This is a genomic window from Vibrio furnissii CIP 102972, assembly GCF_000176175.1.
In the GTDB taxonomy this organism is placed as follows: domain Bacteria; phylum Pseudomonadota; class Gammaproteobacteria; order Enterobacterales; family Vibrionaceae; genus Vibrio; species Vibrio furnissii.
The window spans coordinates 1,255,521-1,269,383 of the sequence record NZ_ACZP01000013.1 but is presented as its reverse complement, the minus strand read 5'-3'; the positions used below and the strand labels follow the sequence as shown (position 1 = coordinate 1,269,383).

General features: G+C 50.4%; 15 protein-coding genes. 11 read left to right on the top strand and 4 right to left on the bottom strand.

The genetic code is table 11. The features are described from left to right. Positions 1-578: 578 nt before the first annotated feature. The 3 genes from fadI to VFA_RS09855 all read left to right on the top strand — a co-directional run bounded on the left by fadI (position 579) and on the right by VFA_RS09855 (position 4,699). Positions 579-1,886: an acetyl-CoA C-acyltransferase FadI gene (fadI, locus tag VFA_RS09865; RefSeq protein ID WP_004726617.1), complete on the top strand. Its 1,308-nt coding sequence runs from the start codon at positions 579-581 to the stop codon at positions 1,884-1,886. Beyond that, positions 1,886-4,012 carry a fatty acid oxidation complex subunit alpha FadJ gene (fadJ, locus tag VFA_RS09860; protein ID WP_004726616.1) on the top strand — a complete coding sequence of 709 codons (2,127 nt, stop codon included), beginning with the start codon at positions 1,886-1,888 and terminating at the stop codon, positions 4,010-4,012. The genes fadI and fadJ overlap by 1 nt, the downstream gene beginning before the upstream one ends. Before the next feature lie 138 nt (positions 4,013-4,150). Further along, entirely contained in the window at positions 4,151-4,699 is a 549-nt protein-coding gene (locus VFA_RS09855) for an NAD(P)H nitroreductase (RefSeq protein WP_004726615.1), read from the top strand. A gap of 135 nt (positions 4,700-4,834) precedes the next feature. On the opposite strand, the gene VFA_RS09850 is transcribed toward VFA_RS09855, so the two are convergent. After that, the gene (locus VFA_RS09850) at positions 4,835-5,710 is read right to left on the bottom strand and encodes a LysR family transcriptional regulator (RefSeq protein WP_038151361.1); all 876 of its coding nucleotides are present in this window, start codon (positions 5,708-5,710) and stop codon (positions 4,835-4,837) included. 240 nt (positions 5,711-5,950) lie between these two features. Here VFA_RS09850 and VFA_RS09845 point away from each other — a divergent pair, with 240 nt between their 5' ends. The 7 genes from VFA_RS09845 to recR all read left to right on the top strand — a co-directional run bounded on the left by VFA_RS09845 (position 5,951) and on the right by recR (position 11,629). Beyond that, positions 5,951-7,054, top strand: a complete 1,104-nt coding sequence (locus VFA_RS09845; RefSeq protein WP_004726613.1) for a response regulator — start codon at positions 5,951-5,953, stop codon at positions 7,052-7,054. 188 nt (positions 7,055-7,242) lie between these two features. Then, positions 7,243-7,374: a hypothetical protein gene (locus VFA_RS24150; protein ID WP_004726612.1), complete on the top strand. Its 132-nt coding sequence runs from the start codon at positions 7,243-7,245 to the stop codon at positions 7,372-7,374. A 52-nt stretch (positions 7,375-7,426) separates the two neighbouring features. Next, a complete protein-coding gene (locus VFA_RS09835) occupies positions 7,427-7,831 on the top strand; it encodes a YbaN family protein (RefSeq protein WP_014205502.1) in 405 nt (134 codons plus the stop codon). Positions 7,832-7,960: 129 nt separating this feature from the next. Beyond that, complete coding sequence (gene apt, locus VFA_RS09830; protein WP_004726610.1) at positions 7,961-8,506, top strand: adenine phosphoribosyltransferase; 546 nt, start codon at positions 7,961-7,963, stop codon at positions 8,504-8,506. Between the two features lie 21 nt (positions 8,507-8,527). Beyond that, a complete protein-coding gene (gene dnaX, locus VFA_RS09825) occupies positions 8,528-10,606 on the top strand; it encodes a DNA polymerase III subunit gamma/tau (protein ID WP_004726609.1) in 2,079 nt (692 codons plus the stop codon). Positions 10,607-10,684: 78 nt separating this feature from the next. Then, complete coding sequence (locus tag VFA_RS09820) at positions 10,685-11,014, top strand: YbaB/EbfC family nucleoid-associated protein (RefSeq protein WP_004726608.1); 330 nt, start codon at positions 10,685-10,687, stop codon at positions 11,012-11,014. Positions 11,015-11,029: 15 nt separating this feature from the next. Next, on the top strand, positions 11,030-11,629 hold the full coding sequence (gene recR / locus VFA_RS09815; RefSeq protein WP_004726607.1) for a recombination mediator RecR: 600 nt from the start codon (positions 11,030-11,032) through the stop codon (positions 11,627-11,629). 54 nt (positions 11,630-11,683) lie between these two features. Here the strand turns inward: recR and aqpZ are convergent, their stop codons facing one another. After that, positions 11,684-12,382, bottom strand: coding sequence for an aquaporin Z (gene aqpZ / locus VFA_RS09810; RefSeq protein ID WP_004726606.1), 699 nt, complete (start codon positions 12,380-12,382; stop codon positions 11,684-11,686). A 134-nt stretch (positions 12,383-12,516) separates the two neighbouring features. Beyond that, a complete protein-coding gene (locus tag VFA_RS09805; RefSeq protein WP_038151358.1) occupies positions 12,517-12,765 on the bottom strand; it encodes a YkgJ family cysteine cluster protein in 249 nt (82 codons plus the stop codon). 155 nt (positions 12,766-12,920) lie between these two features. On the opposite strand from VFA_RS09805, the gene VFA_RS09800 reads away from it, so the two are divergent. Next, on the top strand, positions 12,921-13,367 hold the full coding sequence (locus VFA_RS09800) for a YcgN family cysteine cluster protein (RefSeq protein ID WP_004726604.1): 447 nt from the start codon (positions 12,921-12,923) through the stop codon (positions 13,365-13,367). Between the two features lie 90 nt (positions 13,368-13,457). On the opposite strand, the gene VFA_RS09795 is transcribed toward VFA_RS09800, so the two are convergent. Continuing rightward, entirely contained in the window at positions 13,458-13,811 is a 354-nt protein-coding gene (locus tag VFA_RS09795) for a hypothetical protein (protein WP_004726603.1), read from the bottom strand. Between the last annotated feature and the right edge of the window lie 52 nt (positions 13,812-13,863).

The following is a 13,863-nucleotide window of genomic DNA, read 5'->3' as shown; positions in this document are numbered from 1 at the left end:
GACCGGACGGTTGGAACTTTTCTTTCCAAATAATTTGAGTAGCGACACAAAAGTCTCCAGTTGATCACGCCAGATCCGTTCAGAATGAGGAATGCACAAATACTATTCAGTTTCGAAATGTGCTCAGAGATTGTTTTGAATCAAGTTTAGGCGGCGTTGGGGTTACAAAACCACGATAAAATTGATCTAAGCCAAAATCTCATGCCTTGATATGGTTATAGTAGCTCCTGTCATCTAGTTAGTCTTTGCGGCTAACGTGTTGAGCAAGATGACACTTCCTTTTGAAGGCTGACTTTACTTTCTCCTAATCAGGAAACTGATTATTTTCAATTGGCGCAAGTTAATTGCTTTAAAAACATTCCGACCACACAACTTTGTGTGGTTTTTTTTTGCCTCCGATTTTTGTTTCCCACACCCTCCACCTACTTTGACAAAAGCCAAACCCATAAACTCTTTGATTCTTCTACACTTAACAAGTGATTCGCTGCAAATATCACGTTTATTTAAACAGTTGTTTGATTGTCTTAACAATCTCGTTACAATGCGTCAGGTCAGACCTCTTATTCTAAGGAGAAACAATGGGCAAACAGGAAGTGAGAACACGCTCCGGTGAACGTGTGGCGATCGTAGCGGGTCTACGAACTCCCTTTGCGCGTCAAAGTACAGAATTTGGCCAGGTGCCAGCTGTTGATTTGGGCAAAATGGTCGTGAGCGAAATGCTGGCGAGAACGGATATCGATCCCGCGTTGATTGAACAAGTGGTGTTTGGTCAGGTGGTACAGATGCCCGAAGCGCCGAACATTGCGCGTGAAATTGTACTGGGTACTGGGATGAGCATTCATACTGATGCGTACAGTGTCACTCGTGCTTGTGCCACCAGTTTTCAGTCGGCGGTGAACGTCGCAGAAAGCATCATGGCCGGTACCATTGATATCGGCATCGCAGGTGGTGCGGATTCTTCCTCTGTTTTACCCATTGGTGTGTCTAAGAAATTGGCGTCGAGCTTGCTGGCGTTGAGCAAAACCAAAACCTTGGGCCAGAAATTGAGTGTGCTGAAATCCTTGTCACTCAAAGACTTGATGCCAGTGCCGCCTGCGGTGGCCGAGTATTCCACCGGTTTATCCATGGGCCAAACGGCTGAACAAATGGCGAAATCGCATGGTATTTCGCGTCAGGATCAAGATGCCTTGGCGCATCGGTCGCACACACTGGCGGCGCAAGCTTGGAAAGACGGTAAGATTCGCGATGAAGTGATGACCGCTTTCCCAGAACCGTACAAAAAATGGATCGATACCGACAACAACATTCGTCAGGATTCCACGCTAGAAGGCTACGCCAAATTGCGTCCGGCGTTTGATCGCCAATACGGTAGCGTGACGGCTGCAAACAGTACGCCGCTGACCGATGGTGCTGCGGCCATCATGTTGATGCGCGAAGGGCGTGCGAAAGAGCTGGGGCTTGAGATCCTTGGGTACATTCGCTCGTATGCATTCTCTGCCATCGGTGTAGAAAAAGACATGCTGATGGGGCCGTCTTACGCCACGCCTCTGGCGCTGGATCGCGCTGGCATTACGCTTGCCGACCTGACGCTGATTGACATGCATGAAGCGTTTGCCGCGCAGACGTTGGCCAACCTGAAAATGTTTGCCAGCGACAAATTTGCGCAGGCGTGTTTGGGTCGCAGCCAAGCGATTGGCGAAGTGGATATGGATAAATTTAATGTGTTGGGTGGGTCGCTGGCGTATGGCCATCCCTTTGCGGCAACAGGCGCGCGCATGATCACGCAAACATTGCGTGAATTGAAACGTCGTGGTGGCGGTTTGGCCTTGAATACCGCGTGTGCCGCGGGTGGATTGGGCGCAGCAATGATTCTGGAGGTGGAGTAATGAGCCAATCGAAAGCATTTCATCTGAGTGTGGATGAGCAGAACATTGCGTGGCTGGCCATTGATGTGCCGGGAGAAAAAATGAATACCTTGCAGGCGGCATTTGCCGACGACATGCAGGCCGTGTTCAAACAGCTCGACGCGCAAAAAAGTCAGCTCAAAGGGTTGATTGTGCATTCGCTCAAACCCGACAACTTCATTGCGGGCGCTGACGTGCGCATGCTGGAAGCGTGTACGTCTGCACCGGAAGCTCAAGCGTTGGCCACGCAAGGCCAAGCGATGTTCCAGCAGTTGTCCGATCTACCATTCCCCGTGGTGGCCGCGATTCATGGTCCTTGTTTGGGCGGCGGTCTGGAATTGGCATTGGCCTGTGATTATCGCGTGTGTACCGATCACGATAAAACGCGTCTCGGTTTGCCGGAAGTGATGTTGGGTCTACTGCCAGGCTCTGGTGGGACGCAACGTCTGCCGCGCCTGATTGGTTTGTTGCCTTCACTGGATTTGATTTTGACGGGCAAGCAGTTGCGCGCCAAAAAGGCCAAGAAACTGGGCGTGGTGGATGCGTGTGTACCACATACCGTGTTGCTTGATGTGGCCAAACGTTTCATCGACGAAAACGGCAAGAAGAAAGGCAAAGTCAAACTGACGACCAAAGAAAAACTGATGTCTCAGACCGGGTTTGGCCGCAAAGTGATCTTTGATCAAGCGAGTAAGAAAACGGAACAAAAGACGCGCGGAAATTACCCAGCGGCAAAAGCGATTTTGGAAGTGATTCAACATGGCCTTGAGAAGGGCATGAACGCCGGGCTAGAGCTGGAAGCCAAACGTTTTGGCGAACTGGTGATGACACCGGAATCGAAAGCGCTGCGGTCGATTTTCTTTGCGACCACCGAGATGAAGAAAGAGAACGGCACCGATGCGACCCCGCTGACCGTCAATCGTATTGGCGTGCTGGGCGGTGGATTGATGGGCGCGGGGATTAGCCATGTCAGCGTAGCAAAAGCCAAAGTGCCGGTGCGTATTAAAGATGTGTCCAACGATGGTATTCTCAATGCACTGAATTACAACTACAAACTGTTTGATAAGCAGCGCAAGCGTCGCATTCTTAGCAAAGCGCAATTGCAGGCACAAATGAGCCAGCTGTCTGGCGGTATCGATTTCACCAGCTTCAATCACACCGATGTGGTCATCGAAGCGGTGTTTGAAGATCTGGCTCTGAAACAGAGCATGGTGGCGGATATTGAAGCCAACGCGAAAGCGAGCACCATTTTTGCGACGAACACGTCGTCGCTGCCGATTCATCACATTGCCGCGAAAGCCGCGCGTCCTGAGAATATCGTCGGCCTACATTACTTCAGCCCGGTGGAGAAAATGCCGCTGGTGGAAGTGATTCCGCACGATACCACGTCAGATGAAACCATCTCGACCGTGGTGGCTTTGGCGCGCAAACAAGGGAAAACGCCCATCGTGGTCAAAGACTGCGCGGGTTTTTACGTCAACCGCATTCTGGCGCCCTACATGAATGAATCGGCGCAGATCCTGATGGCGGGTGAACCGATTGAAAACCTAGACCGTGCGCTGCTTGACTTCGGCTTCCCGGTCGGGCCGATTACGCTGCTCGATGAAGTGGGCGTTGATATTGGCGCGAAGATCATGCCGATTTTGGTCAACGAACTGGGGCCACGTTTCCAAGGGCCAGATGTGTTCGATACGTTGCTCAACGATGGCCGCAAAGGGCGCAAATCAGGCAAAGGCTTCTACAGTTACAAAGGCAGTAAGAAGAAGGAAGTCGACAAATCCGTTTATAAATTGCTGAAATTGACACCGGAATCGAAGTTCAGCGACCAAGACATTGCGCTGCGCTGCATTTTGCCGATGCTCAATGAAGCGGTGCGCTGCTTGGACGAAGGCATTATTCGCAGCCCGCGTGATGGTGATATTGGGGCGATTTTCGGCATCGGTTTCCCGCCGTTTCTCGGTGGCCCGTTCCGTTACATGGACCACATTGGCATGAAAAAGCTGGTCGAGCTGATGAACCAACATGCCGAGAAATATGGCGATCGTTTTGCGCCGTGCGATGGCTTGTTGACCCGTGCGGGCTTGGATGAGCGTTTCTATCCAGCCTAAACCACGCAGTGAGCGCATCGACAAATAACGGGGCATTGGCCCCGTTTTTTTATCACCGTCTTGCACATTGGTCTTGCGTGTCTTGTCGCGGAGTGTGCTAGCATAATTTGCAATATCAAGAAGTAAGAAGGATTCAACATGGATGCGCTTGAACTGCTGTTACACCGTCGCTCAGTTGCCAAACTTGAGGCGCCTGCGCCGGAAGGAAAGGTTTTGGAAAACATCATTCGTGCGGGGCTGCGTGCGCCTGACCACGCCAACTTAATGCCTTGGCGATTTGTGATCGCTCAAGGAAGCGGTTTGCAGAAGCTGTCGAATATTTTGGTCAATGCGGCCTTAAGCGATCAGAGCGATGATGCGGTGGTGACCAAAGTGAAGAATGCGCCGTTTCGCGCGCCCATGGTCATTACTGTGATTGCGAAAGTCACGCCGCATGAGAAGGTGCCCGCGTTTGAGCAGCATTTATCGGCTGGTTGTGCGGTGCAGGCGATGCAGATGGCTGCGATTGCGCAAGGGTATCAAGGCATCTGGCGCTCTGGAAACTGGATGTTCCACCCACAAGTGCATCAGGCATTTGGGCTGGAAGGTGACGATCAAATCGTCGGTTTTCTCTATTTAGGCACGCCAACGATGACGCCGATGAAAGTACCAGAACGCGAACTGAGCCAATTTGTGGAGTTTCTCTAACCGCAGCACTGCAATACTACGCGCGTTCTAACAGGCGGTCTCACTGACTGCAGTCGATATTAAACAGAGAGGGCCTTGTGGCCCTCTTTTCTATCGGTTTGTTTTCTTCGTGACTCTCTGCTGAGTCACGATGACTTAGTGAATGTGGTAAGCAATCACGAAGTCGATAAACAGGCGCACTTTCTCAGGCAGATGATCTTTGTGGTTGTAGAGCATGTAAATGTCGCGCGGGTTGGCGCTCCAATCACTCAGGACTCTAACCAAACTGCCATCTGCAATGAATTCACGCAGCATCACATCCGGCATCAGCGTAATGCCCAAACCTTCCGAACAAGCACTTCGAACCACGTTCAGCGCATTGGCTTGAAAACGGCCTTTGTCACCGTTGATGACTGTTTCCCCTTTGGAATTGCTCAATTGCCATTTCAGCAATGGATAGCCCTTTAACAGGGAATGTCTACTCAGTTCTTCAGCGTGCGTTGGGGCAGGGTGTTTGGTGAGGTAGTCAGGGCTTGCGACAAGGATGTCTTTGACTTCACTGATTTTTCTCGCAATCAGGCTGGAATCGCGTTGTGGGCCGACGCGAAAAATGACATCCCATTCGGTTGGGTCCAGTTGATCCGCGTGGTTGCTGGTGGTGAGTTCAATGTTGATTTCTGGGTATTGCTTCATAAACTCATTGAACATCGGCATCATCATGCGCTTCGTCAAATTATACGGTGACGAGATTTTGATTTTGCCAGATGCACCGCGACATTCGTCGGTAATTTCTTCGGCCATTGAAGCCAGACGTTGCAATAACGGTGAACAGTCACTAAAAAAACGTTCTCCGGCTTCCGTCAGTGATAGCTTGCGAGCGTGGCGATTCAAAAGTCGTAGATTCAGTGAATCTTCAAGCGCTTGAATGCGTCGGGTGATGGTCGCTACAGGAATCATCGTCTTGCGGGAAGTGGCGGTGTAGCTTCCATTTTCGACAACCAGTCGAAAGAGGTTTAGGTCATCTAATTTCATTGTTCCTGACACATTATTTTACGAATTTGAGTAATTTATACGGATATCAGCTGTTAAAGATTGAGTCACGTCAACTTGTTGGCCGATTCGTGATATTCCATACATATAGTATGCAACTGCAGTGCAAAGTGGAATATTTGTATAAATCTTATTTCATGACTACTTTTTAAGTAACGTATGAAACCATCTTATAACAATAAAATAGATTGTGAACAGGAAGAGCATAGTGAGGTAGAAGCTATGTATAAAACTCACATCAGGGCTAAAGAATTCTCGGCTCCAGAATCCCTGCCTGAAAAGCTGATTATGTTGGTGGATGATGATCCGATCTTCAGGCGGATCACCAGCGGCTACTTGTCAGCGCAAGGCTACAAGGTGATGGAGGCGGAAGACGGTCTGGATGGGCTGAGAAAGTTGAGACACGCAGCGCCCGATTTGGTGCTGTGCGATCTGTCGATGCCGGTGCTTGATGGCATTGAATTCGTAGAAGAAGTGAGTTTGGAGTACCCCTCCTTACCCATGATTGTGGTGTCTGGCACTGACGAAATGTCGGATGTCGCCAAGGCGCTGCGCTACGGCATCAAAGATTTTCTCGCCAAACCGATTGGAAATCACGAACACTTAGGTTGCGCCATTGAAAGCACGTTGGAAGATGCCTCGCATCACATCACGGATCAGCGTGACTTCTCAAGCCAATGGTTCCGAGTCGACGGGGGGGGAGACATACCCGAAGAGCAGGAGCTGCATTGGCACTTAGAATATCTGCGGGATAATCCCAGCGCGGCGCGAGATTTGCTGCATGCATTGTTGCCGGAGAAAGACACGACGCAAGGCGCGTGGAAATGCAGCTACCGTTTGCTGCAATCGACCGATGTCATGCCCTTGGTGTTTGATTACGCGTGGCTCATGAATGGGCAATTTGCATTCTACATTGTTGATTCTGCCAGTGATGACGACAAAGGCGTCGCGAGCACTCTGTTGGTGCGCGCACTGTTTCACGATTACCTGCGCAACTTGCGCAGCTTCAACGCTGATTTAAAAGATCTGGCGGAGATCGTTGAACGGGCGATTGAGTGTTCCGATTGCGCGGAGCCGGTAGCTGCGGTGTTTGGCCTCGCTAATTTGAGTGACGGGACGTTGTCGATTTTGCCCGCTGGGCTCGATAGCCAATGGTCGAATGGTTACATGACGCAGCACATTGCCGCAGGCGTAAAACTGGGTGAGAATTGCATGAAAAACTTCATCACCAAAGACTTGCTGATTCACAATGCTTGCCAGTTGTCGGTTAGCTGTTTGGGAGCAAGTAGCTTTATCCTCGATATCTATCAAGGTGCTTCCACGTAGCGTCGTATCGCTCACACTTGCCTACAGAGTGTGAGCGGTTTAACTCCCCTCGAATAACCTCATTCTTTGTCCGTATTTGTGGCAAATTGTTTAAGGTATCATCAGCGCCTCAAAACAATAATGAATCCGCGTCTCTGTATTCAGAGCCGGACTGAAAGTAAGCCTCACCTACACGAGAGAAGCGAATCATGGCAGACAAAGAGTTTAAAGAACCTTACAATGCGCTGTACTTTTTAGGTTTTATTGCAGCCTTGTTGATCCCAACCCTTCCAGCGACCCTGACGTGGATTCGCGTTGTGAACGGTTACGCAGGTTTTTAATCAAGTCACAAACCCAAGTGTCGACACGTGTGCGACGTTGGGTTTGGCTTAAGTGAGGTTCACCATCAATATTCGTCACCTGTTGTTAAATATTGTTGGTGGTCTCAGTGTTGGCTTAGGCATTCTAGGCATCGTCCTTCCTCTTCTTCCCACCACCCCATTTCTGTTATTGGCCAGTGCATGCTTTATGCGCAGCAGCCCTAAATTTCATCGTTGGCTGCATCAACATCGCGTGTTTGGGCCCATATTAACCAACTGGCAGCAACACAAAGCCGTCTCCAAAAGGGTGAAGCAACGTGGTTGCATCGTGATTTTGCTCAGTTTCGCATTTTCCATTAGTGTGGTTCCTCATTTGTGGTTGAAAGCTCTGCTGTTTGTCGGCCTTGTGGTGTTGATCACCTGCTTTCTGCGACTTCCAACTCACGAGCTGGTTGCTAACCAACAAGAAAATCACTAGCATTATGTGGAAGTGTGCCCGCTCTTCGAGTGGGCGTTTGTTTTTTCTGCAGGGTAAAAATTGACCGGCGGAACCCTTAATACCGGATTCGGTCGTAGACCGCATCGGGCCAATCGAAGTTAAATTAGTATGACAACCGAAACTCTTTCACTGATCAAATCAAGCATCAAAAGCATTCAAGACTATCCAAAACCAGGCATCCTGTTCCGTGACGTGACCAGTCTGCTTGAAGATGCCAAAGCCTATCAGGCGACGATTCAACTCTTTTTGGATCGTTACAAAGAGATGGGTTTCACGAAAGTTGTGGGGACTGAAGCTCGTGGTTTCCTATTTGGTGCACCACTGGCGCTGGAAATGGGTGTGGGTTTTGTCCCTGTGCGTAAGCCAGGCAAACTGCCACGTAAAACCATTGCGCAAACCTACGACCTAGAATACGGCACGGATACGCTAGAAATTCACGTTGATGCTATTCAACCGGGCGACAAAGTTCTCGTGGTTGATGATCTGCTGGCAACGGGTGGCACGATTGAAGCCACAACCAAACTGATCCGTCAGTTGGGCGGTGAAGTGGAGCACGCGGCATTTGTGATTAACCTGCCAGAAATTGGTGGTGACAAGCGTCTTGAAGGGTTAGGCTTGAACGTTTACAGCATCTGTGAATTTGAAGGTCACTAAGCACCCATATCGGAAGGTTTCATGAGTTATCTTGCCTTAGCGCGAAAATGGCGACCCACCAAATTTAATGAAGTGGTGGGTCAGGCACATGTATTAACGGCTTTAGAAAATGCTCTGGCGCAAAACCGATTGCACCATGCGTACCTGTTTAGCGGGACGCGCGGTGTCGGTAAAACGACCATTGGTCGCTTGTTTGCCAAAGGGCTGAACTGTGAGACCGGCATCACCGCGACACCGTGTGGTGAATGTGCGACGTGTAAAGAGATCGATCAGGGACGCTTTGTCGACCTGCTGGAGATCGATGCGGCCTCACGAACCAAAGTTGAAGATACGCGTGAACTGCTGGATAACGTTCAGTACAAACCGGCACGCGGCCGCTTCAAGGTTTACCTGATAGATGAAGTGCACATGCTGTCTCGTCACAGCTTCAATGCGCTGCTCAAAACCTTGGAAGAGCCACCGGAGTACGTGAAATTCCTGCTGGCAACGACGGATCCGCAGAAACTGCCTGTGACGATTTTGTCGCGCTGTCTGCAATTCCATCTCAAACCGATTAGTGTTGAAAACATTCAGCATCAATTGGCACACATTCTGGCTGCCGAACAGGTCAACAGCGATAACAAAGCACTGGCGATGATTGCGCATGCGGCCGACGGCAGTATGCGAGATGCGCTGAGCTTAACCGACCAAGCGATTGCGCTGGGGAATGGTCAAGTGCAGCCGGATGTGGTGTCTCACATGTTGGGGACACTCGACACCGATCAGGCGCTGCACCTGCTGAAAGCGATGAGCAATAAGCAACCGCAAGCGGTGATGGATTGCATCGAAGCCTTGGCGCAAAACGGAGTGGAATGGGATGGATTGCTACAGCAATTGGCCACTCAGTTGCACCGCATTGCTATGTATCAAGCATTGCCCTCGAGCATTGATAAAGCGCAGCCTGATGCCGAAATCATTGAATGGCTGGCCAAGGCGTTGACGCCGCAAGATGTTCAGCTTTACTACCAAATCGCATTGAAAGGGCGTGACGATTTGTCGTTGTCGCCAACGCCGCGCATCGGGATCGAAATGATTACCTTGCGAATGATGGCGTTTCGACCGTCTCAAGCATCGATCACGCATGTGATTTCGACTCAGTCGGCAGCAGTGGCACCAAGCCAGCCTCAAGTGAGTCATCCCGTGGCGACGCCTGCTGCGCAAGCATCGCAACCCATGCCAAGCAAACCACAGCCTTCGGCGCCGGTTCATCCTGCCGCGAGTGCGCCAGAGCCGATGCAGCAGCCTGCGTCAATGCAACAGCTAGAGCCGCAGTCGCAACCAGTCAGAGCGTCACACGCTGATACTCCTGTGCAACCGACGCCACAACAAACGGCGGAGCGTGACAATAAGCCATCACCGATGGTGGGATTGCGTCATCAACTGCGTTCTCAACGTCAAGGCTTGGCTCAGAAAGGTACGGATCCAAAAAAGCCTGAAGCGGCATCTGCTAAACCGGTCTCGGTTCTTGAGCGTGTAGCCCAGCGTGGTCAACATGCCGCGCAGATGTCGCCTTATTCTGCGCCGTCTGTTGACGACACACCGGATGATGAAGCGTATCAGTGGCGACCAACGCAAAACTTGCCGACTCCCACGCAGGAAAAAAGCGAGTTAACCCCAACGCAGATCAAACGCGCGTTAGAACACGAAAAAACGCCGGAAATGACCGCGAAACTGATTCATGAAGCGATTGAATTGGATGAGTGGGCGAACATTGTCCAGCGTTTGCATACGGCGAAGCTGGTGGAACAGCTCGCATTGAACTCAACGTATAAGAAGAGTGGCGCGTCGATTGAGCTGACATTGCGTCCCTCGCACGCGCACCTCAATACGGATAAAGCGCAGAGTGAACTTCTGCAAGCGTTGAATGACCAATTACAAGAGGATTGCCATTTGTCCGTCACGATTGGTGACGACGGTGAAACGCCTCTTGAGCTGCGAGAGCGCCTGTACCAAGGCAAACTCTCACAAGCCATCGGCCATTTGGTGGCTGATCCTACGGTACAATTTATTGAGCGACGTTTTAGCGCTGAACTTGATAAAGACAGCGTTAGACCGATTTAACGGCAACTGTGGGCTTGAGATTTACACCAATCAACCCCACAGTATGTAAAACAATCAAGACAAACCAGAGAGACAAAGATGTTTGGTAAAGGCGGTATGGGCAACCTAATGAAGCAAGCCCAACAAATGCAAGAACGCATGCAAAAGCTTCAAGAAGAAATCGCAAACATGGAAATCACCGGTGAATCTGGTGCTGGTCTGGTCAAAGTGACAATCACTGGTAGCCACAGCGTACGCCGTGTTGACATCGACGAGAGTCTGATGGAAGACGACAAAGAGATGCTGGAAGACCTGATTGCTGCTGCGTTTAACGACGCTGCGCGCCGTGTTGAAGAAGCTCAGAAAGAAAAAATGGCGGGCGTGACTGGCGGTATGCAACTACCACCAGGCATGAAAATGCCGTTCTAACGACGAGTTAATTTAATGCGTACCAGTCATATGCTGGAGCATTTGATGGAGGCCTTACGTTGTCTACCTGGGGTTGGCCCCAAGTCAGCGCAGCGTATGGCCTTTCATTTGTTGCAACGAGACCGCAAAGGTGGCTTGCAACTGGCAGATGCTCTGAGTCAGGCGATGGTGGAAATCGGCCATTGCAGCGAATGTCGCACCTTCACTGAAGAAGAGGTGTGTCACATCTGTCAAAACCCGAAACGTCAGGAAAACGGTCAACTTTGTGTGGTGGAAAGCCCAGCGGATATCGCTGCGGTGGAAGCAACCGGCCAGTACTCCGGACGTTACTTTGTGTTGATGGGGCACCTGTCACCACTGGATGGGATTGGACCGAGTGACATTGGCTTGGATGTGCTGGATTTTCGTCTTCAACGCGGCGGAATTTCCGAAGTGATTCTGGCCACAAACCCGACGGTGGAAGGCGAAGCAACCGCACATTACATTGCAGAGTTGTGCCGCGAACATGACGTGTCAGCCAGCCGAATCGCTCACGGCGTCCCGGTCGGCGGCGAGCTGGAATTGGTGGATGGCACCACGCTGTCTCACTCATTACTCGGCCGACAAAAGTTGTAAAAAAACCGCGCTTGAAAGCGCGGTTTTTTATAAAGCAGAGTGTCATTCAATCACTTAAGCAGTGACTTTTTCTGCCAGCAGTGAACGGTAAATCAACGCGCCCAGCGCACCACCAACAATTGGTGCCAACCAGAATAGCCACAATTGAGAAATCGCCCAGTCACCCACAAACAATGCAACCGCAGTACTACGCGCTGGGTTCACAGATGTGTTGGTTACAGGAATGCTGATGAGGTGGATCAGTGTCAAGCACAGGCCGATTGCGATAGGCGCAAAACCTTGTGGTGCACGGCGGTCAGTGGCGCCCATGATGACCAACAGGAACATGGCCGTCATGACGACTTCACAAACCCAAGCGGCGGTCAAAGAGTAACCGCCAGGTGAGTGTTCACCAAAACCATTCGCAGCAAAACCTGATGCAGCCACATCAAAACCAGCTTGACCTGATGCAATGACATATAGAATCGCTGCCGCAATCACACCACCAATCACTTGGAATACGATGTAAGGGATCACGTCTTTTGTTGAGAAACGGCCGCCAACCCACAGGCCAACAGTCACGGCTGGGTTGAGGTGACAACCTGAGATGTGACCAATGGCGAATGCCATTGTCAAAACGGTTAAACCAAATGCGAGTGCCACACCGAGCAAGCCAATGCCGACATCCGGAAATCCTGCAGCCAATACAGCGCTACCACAACCACCGAGAACCAACCAAAAGGTGCCGAACATTTCGGCAATATACTTATTCATGAGTTTTAACCTTACAAAGTGTATGGGAAGTCCCAAAATTCGGTAGGAAAATACTGCGAATTGAATAAGCCAAAGTCAGGATATTGCAAATACTAAGGTCGTTTAGCAAAAACAAAGATTGTGAAACTGGTTGTTTATGTCAGTTGTTCCAATTCCGTGAGATTAGCCAATGCTTCTTGGTTGGTTTTGCCGCAAACCACTGGGCAGGGTTTGAAATGGTGGCACACAGCGGGGCGCTCTGGTTTGCCGAATAACTGACACAGATTATTCTCGTTGAGCTGAATACAACGTGTTCCGGCCGGCTTGCCATTGGGCATGCCCGGGATCGGGGAAGAGATGCTTGGAGCAATGCAGCAGGCGCCGCAACCTAATCGACAATCCATCATGACCTCGTATTTGTGTATCCGCTCAATAAGGCCGCCGATCCTAACAGAAATATCGGATCATCACAGCGAAATCGCAGAATATTTATCCTTGAACTTTGTGGGGGAGGAAGGTATAAATCGTCCCCCTGAAACAAGACAGGAAAACAGAAGTGATGAGTACTCCATTTTGGCAAAGTAAAACGCTGGATCAGATGACAGAAGCAGAGTGGGAATCTCTGTGTGACGGCTGTGGCAAATGCTGCCTGCACAAGCTAATGGATGAAGACTCCGATGAGGTGTATTACACCAACGTCGCCTGTAGCTGGCTGAACAGCGAAACCTGCGCTTGTAAAGATTACCCAAATCGTTTCACTTCTGGTGAAGAGTGCCTGAAACTGACTCGCGATAAAATTGATGAGTTCAACTGGCTGCCGGATACTTGTGCCTACCGCTTGTTGGCGGCAGGCGATACTTTGCCACCATGGCACCCGTTGATCACCGGTTCAAAAGAAGCGATGCACGCAGCTCAAGAAAGCGTGCGTAATAAAGTGGTGTATGAAATTGATGTTATCGACTGGGAAGACCACATTTTGAACCATCCCGGACGAGATAGCCTGTAAGCTGCTCGGATCAAAAAAGCCAACCGTCTGATGCGATACGCATGCCCGGTTGGCTTTTTGCTATGTGAGCCACGGAAAGACCATCAACGGTTAAAGCAGTAACAAAATACTGCCGACGGTTGCCGCAGCGGAAAGATATTGCCCCGCCGAATACGACGAATCATCTTCCTTCTTCACATCATCTGGATGGCCCATGCCCAAGGCGCCATAGGTGAAGGCTTCGACCTTATCCCCTAAGCTTTTATCTTGAATATTGGGGGTTTTCCCCTCTTCAATTTCCTTGAGTGCGGCCAGCAATGCTTTGCCTTCTTCAGAGAGGGTGACCTTATTTTGCTCAACCTTGAGGGGCGCCGATTCTGACTTGGCGTCATTGTTTGCCGTCGCCTGAGATCTCACCGTTTGGGGGGAATACAGCTGTGCTGATCCTACGCCTACTGGGTTCATACATCTCTCCTAAATTGTCTCTCAGTCACTATATCGACAGGGGGGTGAAAAA